Consider the following 16,823-nt stretch of genomic DNA (forward strand, 5'->3'; position numbering starts at 1 on the left):
GGCGCGTGTCGTGGCGGGGCAGATCAAGACATTGGCGGAACTGGGCCTGACCGCGATGGCGGGCCGGCAGGTCGAGGTGACGGGGCTGGCCGTCGACAGCCGCGCGGTGCGCGAGGGCATGCTGTTCGCGGCCCTGCCGGGGGTCCGCGCGCATGGCGCGTCGTTCATCGCCACGGCGCTCGACCAGGGGGCTGCGGCGGTGCTGACCGATCCGCAGGGCGCGCGCCTTGCCCATGAGGCACTGGCGGCCAGCGACGCGGCCCTCGTGGTGGCCGAGGATCCGCGCCAGACGCTGGCCTTCGCCGCCGCGCTCTGGTCCGGCGCGCAGCCCGAGGTCGCCGTCGCCGTCACCGGCACCAACGGCAAGACGTCCGTGGCGACCTTCACCCGCCAGATCTGGGAGCGTCTGGGCTATGATGCCGTCAATCTCGGGACAACCGGGGTCGAGGGGGCGGTGCGCGCCCCGATGACCCATACCACGCCAGAGCCGATCACCCTGCACCGCCTGCTGGCTGACTGCGCCGCGTCGGGCGTCACCCATGCCGCGATGGAGGCCTCCTCGCACGGGCTGGCGCAGAAGCGGCTGGACGGCGTGCGTCTGGTCGCGGCGGGGTTCACCAACATCACGCAGGATCATCTCGATTACCACGCCGATTTCGAGGCGTATTTCGACGCCAAGGCCGGGCTGTTCAGCCGCGTTCTGCCCGAGGACGGCGTCGCGGTCATCAATATCGACGACCCGCGCGGCACCGGCATGGCCGAGATCGCGACAGCAAGGGGCCAGGACCTGATCACCGTCGGTCGCCGGCCCGGCGCCGATCTGCATCTCGTGGCGCAACGCTTTGACGTGACGGGCCAGGTGCTGCGCTTTGACTGGGAGGACAGCACGCACCAGGTGCGGCTCGACCTGATCGGCGGATTCCAGGCCGAGAACGTCCTGCTGGCGGTCGGGCTTGCGATCGGCGCCGGCGCCGATCCCGAGCGGGTGTTCCTGACCCTGCCCGAAATGCGCACCGTGCGCGGGCGCATGCAACTGGCCGCCCGGCGCGAGAACGGTGCCGCGGTGTTCGTCGATTACGCCCACACCCCCGATGCCGTGGCCACTGCGCTCAAGGCGATGCGCCCGCACGTGATGGGGCGGCTTTGCGCCATCGTCGGCGCGGGCGGCGACCGCGACCGCGGCAAGCGCCCGCTGATGGGGCAGGCGGCAGCCGAGTTCGCCGACCGGGTGATCGTGACCGACGACAACCCCCGCACCGAGGATGCCGCGCGCATCCGCGCCGCCGTGCTGCAGGGTTGTCCCGGCGCGCTGGAAGTGGGCGACCGGGCCGAGGCGATCCTGCGCGCGGTCGACGTGCTCGGCCCCGGCGACGCGCTGCTGATCTGCGGCAAGGGCCACGAGACCGGCCAGATCGTCGGCGACGACGTGCTGCCCTTTGATGATGCCGAACAGGCCAGCCTTGCGGTGTCGGTCTTGGATCGGGGGCGGGTTTGACCCTCTGGACCGCGCGCGATGCGGCCGCGGCCACCGGCGGGCGCGCCACGGCCGACTGGACCGCACACGGTCTGTCGATCGACAGCCGCACGCTGGCGCGCGGCGATCTTTTCGTGGCGCTACGCGCGGCGCGCGACGGGCACGGTTTCGTGGCCGACGCGCTGGCCAAGGGGGCCGCGGCGGCGCTGGTCGACCATGTCCCCGACGGCGTACCGGCGGACGCGCCGCTGCTGGTCGTCGAGGACGTGCAGGCGGCACTCGAGGCCTTGGGCGCCGCGGGGCGCGCCCGCATGCAGGGGCGGGTGGTCGCCGTCACCGGATCGGTCGGAAAGACCTCGACCAAGGAGATGCTGCGCGATGTCCTCGGCGCGCAGGGCCGGACGCATGCCGCCGAGGCCAGCTACAACAACCACTGGGGCGTGCCGCTGACGCTGGCGCGGATGCCCAAGGACACCGAGTTCGCGGTGATCGAGATCGGCATGAACCATCCCGGCGAGATCGCGCCGCTGGCGCGGCTGGCGCGCCCCGATGTCGGCATCGTCACCACCGTCGCTGCTGCCCATCTTGAGGCGTTCGAGGATCTCGACGGCATCGCCCGCGAAAAGGCCAGCCTGTTCGAGGGGCTGGAGTCTGGGGGCACTGCGATCCTCAACGCCGATCTGGAGACCACGCCGATCCTGCGCGCTGCCGCGGATGCTGCGGGCGCGCATGTCGTGGGCTTCGGCACCACGGGGGCTGAGTGCCGCATGAAATCCGTGCGGCTGGTCGATGACCGGACCATCGCCGAGGCCGAGATGAGCGGCGAGCGCATCCTCTTTCGCATCAAGAGCCCGGGGCGGCATTTCGCGATGAATGGCCTCGCGGTGCTGGCCGCGGCGCGCGCGCTGGATCTCGACCTCGCACTTGCGGTGATGTCGCTGGGGCAGTGGACGCCCTACAAGGGCCGCGGCGCGCGCGAGGTGATCCGGCTCGACCGCGCGGACGAGGCGCATAACGTGCTGCTTTACGATGACAGCTACAACGCCAACCCGACCTCGGTCGCCGCAGCACTCGAGGTGCTGGCTGCCGCGCGGGTCACGCATGATATCGGCCGTGTCGCGCGCGGGCGGCGCATCGCCTACCTGGGCGACATGAAGGAACTGGGCCCCGAGGCCCCCGAGATGCACCGCGCGCTTGCGGATCATCCCGCGATGGCGGGTATCGACGTGGTCCACACCGTCGGGCAGCTGATGCAGGGGCTGGCGCAGTCGCTGCCGGCGCGCAAGCGCGGGCGCCATTGCGACACCGCGCAGGAGATGGCCGCGCGCGTGCGCCACGATCTGGATGCGGGCGACGTGGTGCTGGTCAAGGGTTCGCTCAGCACCGGGCTAGCGGCGGTTGTGCAGGCGATCCGCAAGCTCGATCAGGAAATCCCCGGCCGGGAAGGAACCGCATAGATGCTCTATTGGCTGACGCTTTTGTCGGATGGCGGGGATTTCTTCAACCTTTTCCGCTACATCACCTTCCGCGCGGGCGGCGCGTTCATGACCGCGCTGGTCTTCGGCTTCCTGTTCGGCCCGCCGCTGATCCTGTCGCTGCGCCGCCGGCAGGGCAAGGGCCAGCCGATCCGCAGCGACGGCCCGGCCTCGCATCTGTCCAAGGCGGGCACGCCGACCATGGGCGGGCTGCTGATCGTCGGCGCGCTGCTGACCTCGACGCTGCTTTGGGCGCGGCTCGACAACCCGTATGTCTGGCTGGTGGTGTTCGTGACGCTGTCCTTTGGCCTGATCGGCTTTCTCGACGATTACGCCAAGGTGTCGAAGGGCAACGTCAAGGGCGTGCCGGGGCGGGTACGGCTGGGCGTGGGCTTCGCGATCGCGCTGCTGGCGGCGGGCTGGGCCAGCTGGCACCACCCGTCGGAATTGCAGCTTCAACTGGCGCTGCCGGTGTTCAAGGATGTGCTGGTGAACATGGGCGTGGTCTTCATCCCCTTCGCGATGATCGTCATCGTGGGTGCTGCCAACGCGGTGAACCTGACCGACGGTCTCGACGGGCTGGCGATCATGCCGGTGATGATCGCCTCGGGCGCGCTTGGCATCATCGCCTATACCGTGGGGCGCACCGACTTCACCGATTACCTCGGGCTGCATTACGTGCCCGGCACGGGCGAGATCCTGATCTTCGTCGCGGGCCTCGTGGGCGGCGGGCTTGGGTTTCTGTGGTACAACGCGCCGCCCGCGGCGGTCTTCATGGGTGATACCGGGTCGCTGGCGCTTGGCGGGGCCTTGGGGGCCATCGCCGTGGCCACCAAGCACGAGCTGGTGCTGGGCATCGTCGGCGGGCTGTTCGTGGCCGAGGCGCTGTCGGTGATCGTGCAGGTGCTCTACTTCAAGCGCACCGGCAAGCGGGTGTTCCTGATGGCGCCGATCCACCACCACTACGAGAAGAAGGGCTGGGCCGAGCCGCAGATCGTCATCCGCTTCTGGATCATCGCGCTGATACTGGCGATGATCGGGCTGGCGACGCTGAAGCTGCGCTGACGCCGCCGCCCCTGTCATCCTCGGGCTCGACCCGAGGATCTCCCCGCCAACAGATCCTCCGGTCGAGCCGGAGGATGACGCCCCCTTCCATTTCCGCAGGTGTCGGATAGGGTCGGCACAGCGCGGGACCGGGGGGAGGATCTTGATAGATCAACTGGTGGAAATCGGCAACGCCATTTGGGCGTGGTTCGGCAACGAGGACAACCAGAGCCGCGCGGTTGCAATTGCGACTGTCGTTGGAACCCTACTTGCCGTCGCTGGAGTTATTCTGGGTGCGGTTTGGGGCGTGCTGCGGTTCTTTTTCCCAAAGCGGCCTGAAGGTAATGCCCCGCCTTCCATCCCAACCGGCGAATTGCTGACGATGGATCAACACCTGACCATCCTTCAGAAACGCGAGGACCAACTCGAAGCCAAACTAGCTTCCGCCCATGAGGAGGAAAAGACCCAGCTCACCGCGCAAATCGCCGAGTTAAAAAGCCAGATCGCAAATCCGGAAAAGTCCCTCGCGGAGGCCCGCGAGCGCATCGCCGACCTCGAAGCGCTGCTCGACCGCGAGGGCAATCATATCGGCGGTGACCGCATCAGGGAGGCCAAGACGGCGCTCGAGCAGGGCGATTACTCTATCGCGGATGATATCTTCGCGGAGATCGAGGCGCGCAATGAACTCGCCGTCCAGGAAACGGCCCGTGCCGCATATGGCCGGGGTGAAGTGGCCGAGGCCGAGGTGCGCTGGCACGATGCCTATACCCATTACAAGCGTGCCGCCGAACTGTCGCCAACGACGCAGCACCTCCGCAAAGCGAGTGATTATGCGGAGCGGTCGGGCTTATATAAGATTGCGGCGCGCTTCAGCGGCGAGTTTGTTGCGCTAGCACGGACGAGTGACGATCAGCAGTTATTGTCAGCGGCCCTGAACGAGCACGCCATCAACAATGGAAAGCTCGGCAGGAGCGAGGAAGCAGAGGCTCTCTACCGCGAGGCGCTGGAGATCGGCCGCGCGACCATCGGCGAGAGGCATCCGGGCTATGCCATTGACCTAAACAACCTCGCGGGCGCGGTGCAGGCGCAGGGGCGGTATGCCGAGGCCGAGGGGCTTTACCGCGAGGCGCTGGACATTACCCGCGCGACCCTCGGCGAGGGGCATCCAGCCTATGCCATCCGCCTCAACAACCTCGCGCTCGTGGCGCAGGCGCAGGGGCGGTATGCCGAGGCCGAGGGGCTTTACCGCGAGGCGCTGAAGATCGGGCGCGCGACCCTCGGCGAGGGGCATCCAGCCTATGCCACCCGCCTCAACAACCTCGCGGGCGTGGTGAAGGCACAGGGGCGGTATGATGAGGCCGAGGGGCTCTACCGCGAGGCGCTGGAGATCGGCCGCGCGACCATCGGCGAGAAGCATCCGAATTATGCCATCCACCTCAACAACCTCGCGGGGGTGGTGCAAGCGCAGGGACGGTATGGGGAGGCCGAGGGGCTTTACCGCGAGGCGCTGGAGATCGACCGCGCGACCATCGGCGAGGGGCATCCGGACTATGGCGTTCATCTCGTCAACCTCGGCAGCCTTCTGGGTAAGGGCGGTCGGGTCGACGAAGCGCGCGAGATGCTAGAGCAGGCGCTGGCGATCTTTCGCGCCACGTTGCCTGAGGATCATCCACATATTGCCACAGTGCAGAGCCATCTCGATGCGCTGCCCACGCCCTGAGCGGTCGGGCGCTCGTCAGATGATGGCGTGGCGCATGCGGGCCGAGACCCATTCGCTGAGCACCACGTTGGCGAGGATCAGCAGCAGGATCACGGTCACCTGGCTCCATGCCAGCGTGTTGAGCGAGGCTTGCAGTTTCAGCCCGATGCCGCCCGCGCCCACCAGCCCGAGGATCGTGCTTTCGCGGATGTCGATGTCCCAGCGAAACACGGAAATCCCCCAGAAGGCCGGCATGACCTGGGGCACGAGGCGGTAATTCAGCACCCGCGCGCCGCTGGCGCGGGATCGAGACCGGCATGATTGCGCCAGCCGCGGCCCTCGCCCGAGGGCGCGTATCGCCCGGGCCGGCGCGCATCCGCCGATGGCGGCGCGGCGGTCGTAACGGCGGGGGTCCGCTCAAACACGCGCGTCGCATGGGCGGGGTTTCGCAGGCCGTACAGCGGCGGCGTTCGCCCGCTCAAGCGCATCCCCGGTTTCGGCCGGGTTCCGCAGAGATCGGCCTGTCCCCGGCGGCGCGGCTGACAGGTGCCGCCCGTCCGCCCATCCTGCGGGAACGGAGGATGCAATCGCGCCTTCGCAACCCGAAATCGGAGGATGATCGAGATGACCAAGAAAATGCTGGCGACAGGCCTTGCCATGACCCTCGCGCTGCCCGCCCTGGCGCAGGGTCTGGATTTCGACACGCTGGACGCCAACGGCGACGGCTTCGTCACCATGGCCGAGTTCCAGGCGGCCATGCCCGACGTGTCGGTCGATGCCTTCATGGAGGCCGACACCAACGCCGATGGCGCGCTGAGCCAGGACGAACTGGCCGCGGCACAGGAGGAGGGGATCCTGCCCGCGGGCGACGAGTGATCGCCGCCAGGTCGCTCGCGGACCGGGGCGTGCGGGCGTGCGCCCCGGTCCGGCAGGCGCGCGGCTTCAGGGGCGGGGCGCGAACTCTTCCCGGCGGTAGCCCTGCACGTAGAGCAGTGCGGTCAGGTCGCCGTGATGGATGCGGATATCGCATTGCGCCGCGACCGACGGCTTGGCGTGCAGCGCGACGCCGGTGCCGGCGCGGCCCAGCATCCCGAGATCGTTGGCCCCGTCGCCGACCGCGATCACCTCGGCCTCGGACAGCCCCAGCCGCGCGGTGATCTCTTTCAGCGCCTGCACCTTGGCCGCGCGCCCCAGAACGGGCCGGGCCACGTCCCCCGAAAGGCTGCCATCCGCGGCCAGCAGCGTGTTGGCGCGATGCTCGTCAAAGCCGAGATGCGCCGCCACCGGCCCGGTGAACGCCGTGAACCCGCCCGACACCAGCGCCGTGTAGGCGCCCTGCGCGCGCATCGTCGCCACCAGTTCCGCGCCGCCGGGCGTATAGGTGATGCGCGTGTCGAGAACCTCGCGGATCACGCGATCGGGCAGGCCCTTCAACAGCGCCACGCGTTCCAGAAGCGCCCCCTCGAAATCCAGCTCGCCATTCATCGCGCGGGCGGTGATGTCGCGCACATGGGGCCCGACGCCGGCGACCTCTGCCAGTTCGTCGATGCATTCCTGCTCGATCATGGTGCTGTCCATGTCAGCGAGCAGCATCCGCTTGCGACGTCCCGCGCCGGGCTGGACCACCAGATCGACGCCTTGGGTCTGCAGATCCTGCCAGACCTCGCCGCGATTGCCCGGGACCTCGGGCATCCTGAATTCCGCCGCCGTGCCGGGGGCGAGCCACACCGCCTCGCCGCCGCCCCAGGCATGGCGCAGGGAGGTGACAAGGGCGGGGTCCAGCGTGCCGGGGCGCGCGATCAGGGTGGTGATGAACAATGAGGCAGGCATGGCGCAGGTTTCCGATCGTGGAGGCGAGATGTCGCATTTTTCCCGCAGGTGACGCTTTAGCGTCATTTCTGCACTTGCGAAAGAGCGGGGAGCTACGTATTGCTATCTGCGGGACACCCTTCCCCAACGAAGGGCGCTTATCTGGAAGGATAGCAGAGATGACGATACAGAAACCGGCGACGCGGCCGGCCAATCCGCGTTTTTCCTCGGGCCCCTGCGCCAAACCCCCCACATTCGAATTGAACAAGCTCTCGGACGCGCCCCTTGGTCGCTCGCACCGCGCCGCCGTGGGCAAGGCCAAGCTCAAGGCCGCGATCGACGGCACGCGCGAGATCCTCGGCGTGCCCGACGACTACCGGATCGGCATCGTGCCGGCCTCGAATACCGGGGCGCTGGAAATGGCGATGTGGACCATGCTTGGTGCGCGCGGGGTCGAGATGCTGGCCTGGGAAAGCTTCGGCGCGGGCTGGGTCACAGACGCGGTCAAGCAGCTGAAGCTCGATGCCGAGGTGAAGACCGCCGACTACGGCGAGATCGTCGATCTTGACAGCGTCGATACCGACAACGACGTGATCTTCACGTGGAATGGCACCACGTCTGGCGTGCGGGTGCCCAATGGCGACTGGATCAAGTCCGACCGCAAGGGCCTGACGATCTGCGACGCCACCTCGGCCGCGTTTGCGCAGAACCTGCCCTGGGACAAGCTGGATGTGACCACCTTCAGCTGGCAGAAGGCGCTTGGCGGCGAGGCGGCGCATGGCATGCTCATCCTCAGCCCGCGCGCCGTGGAACGCCTCGAGAATTACACCCCGCCCTGGCCATTGCCCAAGGTCTTCCGCCTGACCAAGGGCGGCAAGCTGAACGAGGGGATCTTCGTGGGCGAGACGATCAACACGCCCTCGATGATGGCGGTCGAGGATTACTTGCTGGCACTCGACTGGGCACGCAGCGTGGGTGGCATGGACGGCCTGCGCGAGCGGGCCTATGCCAATCTCGCGGTGGTGCAGGCCTTCGTCGCGGAACACCCGTGGCTGGCCTTCCTGGCGCATGAGCCCGCGATCCGCTCGAATACGTCGGTGTGCCTGAAATTCACCGATGACCGGATCACCGATGGCGCCGCCTTCGCCAAGGCCGTCGTCAAGCGGCTGGAGGCCGAGGATGCGGCCTATGACGTCGGCTCTTATCGCGACGCGCCGCCGGGTTTGCGGATCTGGTGCGGCGGCACGGTCGAGACCGCCGATGTCACCGCGCTGATGCCGTGGATCGAATGGGCCTATCAGACCGAGATCGCGGCGCTCTCTGAGACGGCGTGACCCCGATTTCTTGAAAAGAAATCTGTCCGGATTCTTTCAGAGAATCCGGGCCCTCCCCCAACGGTTTTTCTCAAAGGAGCCCTGAAATGGCCCCCAAGGTACTCGTCTCCGACAAACTTTCCGAAACCGCCGTGCAGATCTTCCGCGATCGCGGCATCGAGGTGGATTTCCAGCCCGACCTCGGCAAGGACAAGGACAGGCTGGCAGAGGTGATCGGCGATTACGACGGTCTCGCCATCCGCTCGGCGACCAAGGTCACCGAAAAGATCCTCGACGCCGCCACGAACCTCAAGGTGATCGGACGCGCCGGCATCGGCACCGACAACATCGACAAGGCCGCGGCCTCGCAACGGGGCGTGATCGTGATGAACACGCCCTTCGGCAACATGATCACCACTGCCGAGCACGCGATCGCCATGATGTTCTCGATCGCCCGGCAGATCCCCGAAGCCTCGGCCTCGACACAGGCCGGCAAGTGGGAGAAGTCGAAATTCATGGGGGTGGAGCTGACCGGCAAGACCCTCGGCGTGATCGGCGCCGGCAATATCGGTGGCATCGTCTGCGACCGCGCACGCGGTCTCAAGATGAAGGTGGTCGCCTATGATCCGTTTCTGGGTCAGGAAAAGGCCGACAAGATGGGCGTGGAGAAGGTCGAGCATCTTGACGATCTGCTGAAGCGCGCCGATTTCATCACCCTGCACGTGCCGATGACGGACCAGACCCGCAACATCCTCAGCCGCGAGGCGCTGGAGAAGACCAAGAAAGGCGTGCGGATCATCAACTGCGCGCGCGGCGGCCTCGTGGATGAACAAGCCCTCGCCGATCTCATCAGGTCGGGCCATGTGGCCAGCGCTGCGCTCGATGTCTTCGCCGAGGAACCCGCGACCGAGAACCCGCTTTTCGGGCTGCCCAACGTCGTCTGCACCCCGCATCTGGGTGCCGCCACCACCGAGGCGCAGGAAAATGTCGCCCTGCAGGTGGCCGAGCAGATGTCGGATTACCTGCTGACCGGCGCCGTCGCCAACGCGATCAACATGCCCTCGGTCACCGCCGAAGAGGCCAAGATCATGGGGCCGTGGATCAAGCTGGCCGATCACCTGGGCAACTTCATCGGCCAGATGACCGACGAGCCGATCAAGGCGATCAACATCCTTTACGATGGTGTCGCCAGCGAGATGAACCTCGGCGCGCTCACTTCGGCCGCGGTCGCGGGTATCATGAAATCGGTCAATCCCGAGGTGAACATGGTTTCCGCCCCGGTGGTGGCCAAGGAACGCGGCGTCAGGATCAGCACCACACGGCAGGACAAGTCCGGCGCCTTCGAGGGGTATATCAAGATCACCGTGGTCACGTCCAAGCGCGAGCGTTCGATCGGCGGCACGGTCTTCTCGGACGGCAAGCCGCGCTTCATCCAGATCAAGGGCATCAACATCGATGCCGAGATCGGGCGCCACATGGTCTATACCACGAACGAGGACCAGCCCGGCATGATCGGCACGCTCGGCAACACCATGGGCGAGCATGGCGTCAACATCGCCAACTTCACCCTCGGCCGTTCCGATGCCGGCGGCGAGGCGATCGCACTGCTCTATGTCGATGCGCCGGTGCCCAAGGCGGCCATCGAGGCATTGCACGCGACGGGCAAGTTCCGGCAGATCCGTCCACTGGTATTCGACATGGGCTGACAGCCCCGTCACCCCCGATGAGCGATGGACGAGGTCGCCTGCCTGCGCTATCAGGCAGGCGATTTCGCAATCATGAGGAGACCCCGCCACATGTCCGGCCACGCCATGCCGACGCCCATGACGTCGCATCGAAGCGGGCCCCTGGGGGGGCGCGCCGAGGTGCCGGGGGACAAGTCGATCTCGCACCGCGCGCTGATCCTCGGAGCGCTGTCGGTGGGCGAGACGGTGATCACCGGGCTGCTCGAAGGCGAGGACGTCCTCGACACCGCGAAGGCGATGCGGGCCTTCGGGGCCGAGGTGGTGCGCGACGCGGACGGCACGTGGCGGGTGCACGGTGTCGGCGTGGGCGGCTTTTTCGAGCCCGCGCAGGTGATCGATTGCGGCAATTCGGGCACCGGCGTGCGGCTGATCATGGGGGCGATGGCCACCACCGGCATCACCGCCACATTCACCGGCGATGCCAGCCTCAACAAGCGGCCCATGGCGCGCGTGACCGATCCTTTGGCGCTGTTCGGAGCGCAGGCGTTCGGGCGCGCGGGCGGGCGCCTGCCGATGACGATCCTCGGGGCCGCCGAGCCGGTGCCGGTGCGCTACAGCGTGCCGGTGCCCTCGGCGCAGGTCAAATCCGCCGTGCTCTTCGCCGGCCTGAACGCGCCGGGCGAAACCGTGGTGATCGAGCGCGAGGCGACCCGCGATCACACCGAACGCATGCTGGCCGGGTTCGGTGCCCGGATCGTGACCGAGACGACCCCGGAGGGGTGCGTCATCACGCTGACCGGCCAGCCCGAGCTTGCGCCGCAGGCAATCGATGTGCCGCGCGATCCGTCGTCGGCGGCGTTTCCGGTCTGTGCCGCGCTGATCACGCCGGGATCGGATGTGCTGGTGCCCAATATCGGCCTCAACCCCACGCGTGCGGGGCTGTTCACCACGCTGCGCGAGATGGGCGCGGACCTGACCTACGAGAACCCGCGCGAGGAGGGTGGCGAACCGGTGGCCGATCTGCGCGCGCGCTTCTCGCCCGCTATGAACGGCATCACCGTGCCGCCCGAGCGCGCGGCGAGCATGATCGACGAATACCCCGTGCTGTCGGTCGTCGCCGCCTTTGCGCGCGATAAGACGGTGATGCGCGGGGTCAAGGAGTTGCGCGTCAAGGAAAGCGACCGCATCGCGGCGATGGCCGACGGTCTGCGCGCCGGGGGCGTCACCGTCGAGGACGGTCCCGACTGGTGGATCGTCGAGGGACGCGGGCATGGCAATGTCCCGGGCGGTCAGACCTGCGCCAGCCATCTCGACCACCGGATCGCGATGTCGTTCCTGGTGATGGGCATGGCCAGCACCGATCCGGTCGGTGTCGACGACGCCGGCACGATTGCCACCTCATTTCCGATATTCGAGCCGCTGATGGCGCAGCTTGGTGCGGATATTCGCCGCGGCTAGACCGCCGCGGGGATCACGCGACGGTCTGCCGCTGCCGCCACAGCGTGAACAGCCCCGCGCCCACGATCAGCGCCGCGCCAAGTGCGACGTTCAGGCGGATGGTCTCTGAAAACACCAGGATCCCCAGCGTGCTGGCGAACAGCAGTTGCAGATAGGCGAAAGGCTGTACCGCGCTCGCCTCGGCGACCTCGTAGCACTTGATCAGCGTGAAATGCCCCGCCGCCCCGGTGACGCAAAGCGCCGCCATCCACGCCCAGTCGGGGGCGGTCATCGGCTCCCAGAACCAGACGCCCACGGCGGTCATGCCCACCGATCCGACCGTTCCGGTCCAGAAGAACGAGGTCGCGGCATCGTCGGCGCGGGCCACGTAGCGCGTCAGCAGCCCGTAAAGCGCGAACATCAGCGCGGCGATGAACGGCACCACTGCCTGCGGCTGAAAGACGCCAAAGCCGGGTTCCAGGATGATGATCACCCCGATGAAGCCGACCCCGATCGCGACCCATCTGCGCCAGCCGACACGCTCGCCCAGAACCGGCCCCGAAAGTGCTGCGATCAGAAGCGGATAGCAGGCAAAGACCGCGTGGCTTTCGACCAGCCCCAGCAGGGTGAAGCCGAGGATCATCACGCAGATCTCGGTGATCAGCAGCAGCGCGCGAAAGCCCTGCATCAGCGGCTGCGTGGTGGTCGCGGCGGCGCGCAACCCGCCGGCCTTGCGGCCCGCCAGGCTGATCACGAAAGCGGCGAAGAACCAGTAGCGGATCATCACCACCATCAGCACGTTGTATTCCCCCGCCAGATGGCGCGAGATACCGTCCTGCACCGCGAAGATGAAGGTCGTCGCCACCATCAGCCAGATGCCGAGCCGGGTGTTCTGTTCCGTCATGCGCTGCCCTTCACGGCCGTGGTCATGTGCCGCTTGCGGCCAAATCCCGTCTGCCGTGTCACGTGGAAACCCGCCTCTGCAAGCCCGCGGCGCACGAAGCCCGCGGCGGTATAGGTGGCTGCGGTGCCGCCCATCGGCGTGTGGCGCGCGACCTCCGCCATCAGTTCTCGCTGCCACAGCGCGGGGTTCTTCGCCGGCGAGAACCCGTCGAGAAACCACGCATCCGCCATGCCATCCCAATGGCTTAGCGTGCGGCGTGCATCGCCGGTGACCAGCGTGAAGCTGAGATCCGGCCGCTCGATCCGGCCCGTCTGCGCCTGCCAGAAGGGCGCAAGTTCGGCGGCGATTGCTGACAGTTCCGCAAACCGGGTTTGCGCCCGGCGCATGTCTGCGGGCGCAACCGGCCAGGCCTCGAACGAGGTGTAGTGCAGCCGCCCCGAAACGCCCGCCGCGCGCCAGGCCGCGAGTGCCGCCAGAAGGTTCAGCCCGGTGCCGAAGCCCAACTCGGCGATGTGAAACCCGTCGCGGAACCGCGCCGGCAGGTCGTTGCCGGCCAGAAAGACGTGCCGCGTCTCGGCCAGCCCGTTCTCGAGGCTGAAATACGGATCGTCGAACCGCGTCGAGACGGGCACGTCGCCGTCACGCCAGACAAGATCGGCGGGATGGTCCTGCATGCGGGGATCCTCTAGGGAAGGCGCAACGACGTGGAGCATCGCGCGGAGGCAGCGGAATGACAACGGCTGATGTGACAGTGCGCGGCGCGGGAATTTTCGGGTTGTCGGTGGCCTGGGCCTGTGCGCGGCGTGGCGCGAAGGTGCGGGTGATCGACCCGCACGGTCCCGGCGCGGGCGCCTCGGGCGGTATCGTCGGCGCCCTCGCCCCGCATGTGCCGGAAAACTGGAACGACAAGAAGGCGTTCCAGTTCGACAGCCTGATCATGGCTGAGGCTTTCTGGGCCGAGGTGGCGTCGGTGTCGGGCCTGTCGCCGGGCTATGCCCGAACCGGCCGCGTGCAGCCGGTGACCGAGGCGGCCGCGCTGAAGCTTGCGCGCGACAGGGAGATCAGCGCGGGTCGGCTGTGGCAGGGCAAAGCCGCCTGGCGCGTGGAACCTGCGAGGGGCGACTGGTGCCCGCACAGCCCGACCGGGCATGTCATTCACGACACGCTCAGCGCGCGGCTGCACCCCCGGCGCGCCTGCCACGCACTGGCCGCGGCCTTGCGGGCCACGGGCGCAGAGGTACTTTGCGACGGCCCGGACGAGGGGCGCGTGCTCTGGGCGACGGGCGTGGCCGGGCTCGAGGCGCTGAACACCGGGCATCCCAGGCTTGTCGGCAGCGGTATGAAGGGGCAGGCCGCGCTGCTGGATCTCGACGCGCGCGACCGGCCGCAGCTTTTCGCCGACGGGCTGCATATCGTGCCGCATGCGGATGGCACCACCGCCGTCGGTTCGACCTCCGAGCGGTATCACGACGACCCCGCCAGCACCGATGACCAGCTCGACGCGGTGATCGCGCGCGCGGTCGCGGCGGTGCCCGCGCTTGCCAGTGCGCGCGTGATCGATCGTTGGGCCGGGATACGCCCCCGCGCCCGCAGCCGCGCACCCATGCTCGGGGCGCATCCGCGGCATGCGGGCCAGTTCATCGCCAATGGCGGGTTCAAGATCGGCTTCGGCATGGCCCCGAAGGTGGCCGAGGTGATGGCCGACCTGATGCTCGACGGGCGCGACGCGATCCCCGACGGCTTCCGGCCCGAGGCGTCGCTGTAACGCGGTTTCAGCCCGCCGTGGCGGGCTGCGATAGCCCGCTGTCAGGATCGCTCAGACGGTCGAGCAGCCCCGAGACGTCCTCGATCACCTCGGCAACTACGTGCACCACGCCGGCCTGCCGCTCCACCCGGCCGGTCACACGCAACAGCCGGCCCGAGACCACCGCGCGGCGAAATCTCTCGAAGACATTGCGCCAGATCACCACGTTCACCACGCCGGTCTCGTCCTCGAGCGTCACGAAGACAACGCCCTGCGCGGTGCCGGGCCGTTGCCGCAAAAGCACCAGTCCCGCCACGGTGATCCGCGCGCCTGCAGGCACCCGGTCAAGCTGGTCGGCCACAAGGGCGGACGGCGGTCGCGGCAGGGGATTGGTCATGAGAACAATAATAGAACATATACCACGCGTCGCAACTCTTTTGCCGATACGGCGCAAATGGGGCTGGTCTCGGGCAGGGGGCTTGGCTAGGTAGCCCGGTGACACGCGAGCAAAGGGAGCATGCCAGCCATGGCCAGGATCACCTATATCGAGCATAACGGCACGCGGCACGAGGTCGAGGTCCCCACCGGCCTGACCGTGATGGAAGGCGCGCGCGACAACAACATCCCCGGGATCGAGGCCGATTGCGGCGGCGCCTGTGCCTGTTCGACCTGCCATGTCTATGTTGCGCCCGAATGGGTCGAGAAGCTGCCCGCGCGGGAGGACATGGAAGAGGACATGCTCGATTTCGCCTATCAGCCCGATCCCGAACGGTCGCGCCTGACCTGCCAGCTCAAGGTCAGCGACGCGCTCGACGGGCTGGTCGTGCAGATGCCCGAAAAACAGATCTGAGCCTTACAACGCGCCCGCGTCCTCTGGATCGCGGGCGTCTTTATTTCCAGCGAAACTATCCGGGGCCGTCAGAGCGCCCGCCACCCGATGTCGCGGCGGCAAAACCCTTCGGGCCAGTCGATCCGGTCGACCATCGCATAGGCCCGGTCGGCCGCCTCGCGCAGGCTCGCCCCGCGCGCGGTGATCGCAAGAACGCGCCCGCCATCGACGACGTATCGCCCGTCGCGCATCGCGGTCCCTGCATGGAAGACCTGGTGGAAGCTGTCTTCGGGGCAGGTCTCGAGGCCCGCGATCACGCTGCCCTTCTCGTAGGCGCCCGGATATCCCCGCGTGGCCATCACCACGCTCATGGCGTGATCCTCGGCCCAGTTCACCGACATCTGATCCAGCCGCCCCTCGGCCACGGCCTGCATCAGGTCCAGCACCTGCCCGCCAAGCCGCATCATCAGCGCCTGGCATTCCGGGTCGCCGAAGCGCACGTTGAACTCGATCAGCCGGGGCTTGCCGTTCTCGATCATCAGGCCGACGAACAGAACGCCCTGATATGGCGTGCCGCGGCGCGTCATTTCCGCCAGAACCGGGTGCACGATCTCGTTCATCGCCGCCTCGGTGACCTGGTCGGTCATCACCGGGGCGGGCGAAAAGGCCCCCATGCCGCCGGTATTGGGTCCGGTGTCGCCCTCGCCGGCGCGCTTGTGGTCCTGCGCGGTGCCGATGGGCAGCGCCGTCTCGCCATCGCACAGCACGAAGAACGAAGCCTCTTCGCCGGTCATCCTCTCCTCGATCACCACCTCGGCCCCGGCGGTACCGAAACTGCCGCCGAACATGTCGTCGAGCGCGGCGAGCGCCTGATCCACGGTTTCGGCCACGACCACGCCCTTGCCGGCGGCCAGCCCGTCAGCCTTGATCACGATCGGGGCGCCTTGTGCCGCGACATGGGCGCGCGCACTCTCGTGATCGGTGAAATGCGCATAGGCCGCCGTCGGGGCCCCCGCCGCATCGCAGATCGTCTTGGCAAAGCTCTTGGACGCTTCCAGCCGGGCCGCCTCGGCACCGGGGCCGAAGACCAGAAGCCCCCCCTCGCGCAGCCGGTCGGCCACCCCGGCGACCAGCGGCGCCTCGGGGCCGATGATCACGAAATCCACCGCCTCCGCCTCGCAGAACCCCGCGATCGCGCCGCCATCCGACAGGTCGAGCGTGGCGCATTCGGCGATCATGTTGATCCCGGCATTGCCCGGCGCCACGATCAGACGGTCGCATTTGGGGTTCTGCAGCACCGCCCAGGCCAGGGCATGTTCGCGGCCGCCGCCGCCGAGGATCAGGATGTTCATGCCGCGCATCTCCGTCTTGGCCTTGGCTGCCACGCGTTCTAGGGTGGCCGGACAACAG

At 67.8% G+C, this 16,823-nt stretch carries 15 protein-coding genes and 1 pseudogene; 10 read left to right on the plus strand and 6 right to left on the minus strand.

The window, feature by feature from the left end; all coding sequences use genetic code 11:
* The first annotated feature begins 10 nt into the window (after positions 1-10).
* The 4 genes from V8324_RS05030 to V8324_RS05045 all read left to right on the plus strand — a co-directional run bounded on the left by V8324_RS05030 (position 11) and on the right by V8324_RS05045 (position 5,713).
* A complete protein-coding gene (locus V8324_RS05030; protein WP_336418827.1) occupies positions 11-1,495 on the plus strand; it encodes a UDP-N-acetylmuramoyl-L-alanyl-D-glutamate--2,6-diaminopimelate ligase in 1,485 nt (494 codons plus the stop codon).
* Positions 1,492-2,931, plus strand: a complete 1,440-nt coding sequence (locus tag V8324_RS05035; protein ID WP_336418828.1) for a UDP-N-acetylmuramoyl-tripeptide--D-alanyl-D-alanine ligase — start codon at positions 1,492-1,494, stop codon at positions 2,929-2,931. Before V8324_RS05030 ends, V8324_RS05035 begins: the two co-directional genes overlap by 4 nt.
* On the plus strand, positions 2,932-4,014 hold the full coding sequence (gene mraY / locus V8324_RS05040) for a phospho-N-acetylmuramoyl-pentapeptide-transferase (RefSeq protein ID WP_336418829.1): 1,083 nt from the start codon (positions 2,932-2,934) through the stop codon (positions 4,012-4,014).
* A gap of 142 nt (positions 4,015-4,156) precedes the next feature.
* Positions 4,157-5,713, plus strand: coding sequence for a tetratricopeptide repeat protein (locus tag V8324_RS05045; protein WP_336418830.1), 1,557 nt, complete (start codon positions 4,157-4,159; stop codon positions 5,711-5,713).
* A gap of 15 nt (positions 5,714-5,728) precedes the next feature.
* On the opposite strand, the pseudogene V8324_RS05050 reads toward V8324_RS05045, so the two are convergent.
* A pseudogene (locus tag V8324_RS05050) lies at positions 5,729-5,968 on the minus strand (PhnE/PtxC family ABC transporter permease); the annotation flags it as partial.
* Between the two features lie 348 nt (positions 5,969-6,316).
* On the opposite strand from V8324_RS05050, the gene V8324_RS05055 reads away from it, so the two are divergent.
* Complete coding sequence (locus V8324_RS05055) at positions 6,317-6,568, plus strand: EF-hand domain-containing protein (protein WP_336418831.1); 252 nt, start codon at positions 6,317-6,319, stop codon at positions 6,566-6,568.
* Between the two features lie 66 nt (positions 6,569-6,634).
* On the opposite strand, the gene serB is transcribed toward V8324_RS05055, so the two are convergent.
* The gene (gene serB, locus V8324_RS05060) at positions 6,635-7,522 is read right to left on the minus strand and encodes a phosphoserine phosphatase SerB (RefSeq protein ID WP_442970472.1); all 888 of its coding nucleotides are present in this window, start codon (positions 7,520-7,522) and stop codon (positions 6,635-6,637) included.
* Positions 7,523-7,680: 158 nt separating this feature from the next.
* On the opposite strand from serB, the gene V8324_RS05065 reads away from it, so the two are divergent.
* The 3 genes from V8324_RS05065 (at position 7,681) to aroA (ending at position 11,957) form a co-directional block, all read left to right on the plus strand.
* Positions 7,681-8,835: a phosphoserine transaminase gene (locus V8324_RS05065; protein ID WP_336418832.1), complete on the plus strand. Its 1,155-nt coding sequence runs from the start codon at positions 7,681-7,683 to the stop codon at positions 8,833-8,835.
* 86 nt (positions 8,836-8,921) lie between these two features.
* Positions 8,922-10,520 carry a phosphoglycerate dehydrogenase gene (gene serA / locus V8324_RS05070; protein ID WP_336418833.1) on the plus strand — a complete coding sequence of 533 codons (1,599 nt, stop codon included), beginning with the start codon at positions 8,922-8,924 and terminating at the stop codon, positions 10,518-10,520.
* 90 nt (positions 10,521-10,610) lie between these two features.
* The gene (aroA, locus tag V8324_RS05075; RefSeq protein WP_336418834.1) at positions 10,611-11,957 is read left to right on the plus strand and encodes a 3-phosphoshikimate 1-carboxyvinyltransferase; all 1,347 of its coding nucleotides are present in this window, start codon (positions 10,611-10,613) and stop codon (positions 11,955-11,957) included.
* A 13-nt stretch (positions 11,958-11,970) separates the two neighbouring features.
* On the opposite strand, the gene V8324_RS05080 is transcribed toward aroA, so the two are convergent.
* Together V8324_RS05080 and mnmD are read right to left on the minus strand one after the other, a co-directional pair.
* On the minus strand, positions 11,971-12,840 hold the full coding sequence (locus V8324_RS05080; protein ID WP_336418835.1) for a DMT family transporter: 870 nt from the start codon (positions 12,838-12,840) through the stop codon (positions 11,971-11,973).
* Complete coding sequence (mnmD, locus tag V8324_RS05085; RefSeq protein ID WP_336418836.1) at positions 12,837-13,514, minus strand: tRNA (5-methylaminomethyl-2-thiouridine)(34)-methyltransferase MnmD; 678 nt, start codon at positions 13,512-13,514, stop codon at positions 12,837-12,839. Before mnmD ends, V8324_RS05080 begins: the two co-directional genes overlap by 4 nt.
* A gap of 56 nt (positions 13,515-13,570) precedes the next feature.
* Between mnmD and V8324_RS05090 the strand changes: the two genes are divergently transcribed.
* Entirely contained in the window at positions 13,571-14,605 is a 1,035-nt protein-coding gene (locus V8324_RS05090; RefSeq protein WP_336418837.1) for an NAD(P)/FAD-dependent oxidoreductase, read from the plus strand.
* A gap of 7 nt (positions 14,606-14,612) precedes the next feature.
* Here V8324_RS05090 and V8324_RS05095 read toward each other — a convergent pair whose 3' ends face one another.
* On the minus strand, positions 14,613-14,981 hold the full coding sequence (locus tag V8324_RS05095; RefSeq protein WP_336418838.1) for an OB-fold nucleic acid binding domain-containing protein: 369 nt from the start codon (positions 14,979-14,981) through the stop codon (positions 14,613-14,615).
* Between the two features lie 129 nt (positions 14,982-15,110).
* Between V8324_RS05095 and V8324_RS05100 the strand changes: the two genes are divergently transcribed.
* On the plus strand, positions 15,111-15,434 hold the full coding sequence (locus tag V8324_RS05100; protein ID WP_336418839.1) for a 2Fe-2S iron-sulfur cluster-binding protein: 324 nt from the start codon (positions 15,111-15,113) through the stop codon (positions 15,432-15,434).
* A gap of 68 nt (positions 15,435-15,502) precedes the next feature.
* Here V8324_RS05100 and purD read toward each other — a convergent pair whose 3' ends face one another.
* Positions 15,503-16,765 (minus strand): phosphoribosylamine--glycine ligase, encoded by a 1,263-nt coding sequence (purD, locus tag V8324_RS05105; RefSeq protein WP_336418840.1) that lies wholly within the window; start codon positions 16,763-16,765, stop codon positions 15,503-15,505.
* Positions 16,766-16,823: the final 58 nt, after the last annotated feature.

The sequence above is a fragment of the Roseovarius sp. D22-M7 genome (genome assembly GCF_037083785.1).
Taxonomy (GTDB): domain Bacteria; phylum Pseudomonadota; class Alphaproteobacteria; order Rhodobacterales; family Rhodobacteraceae; genus Roseovarius.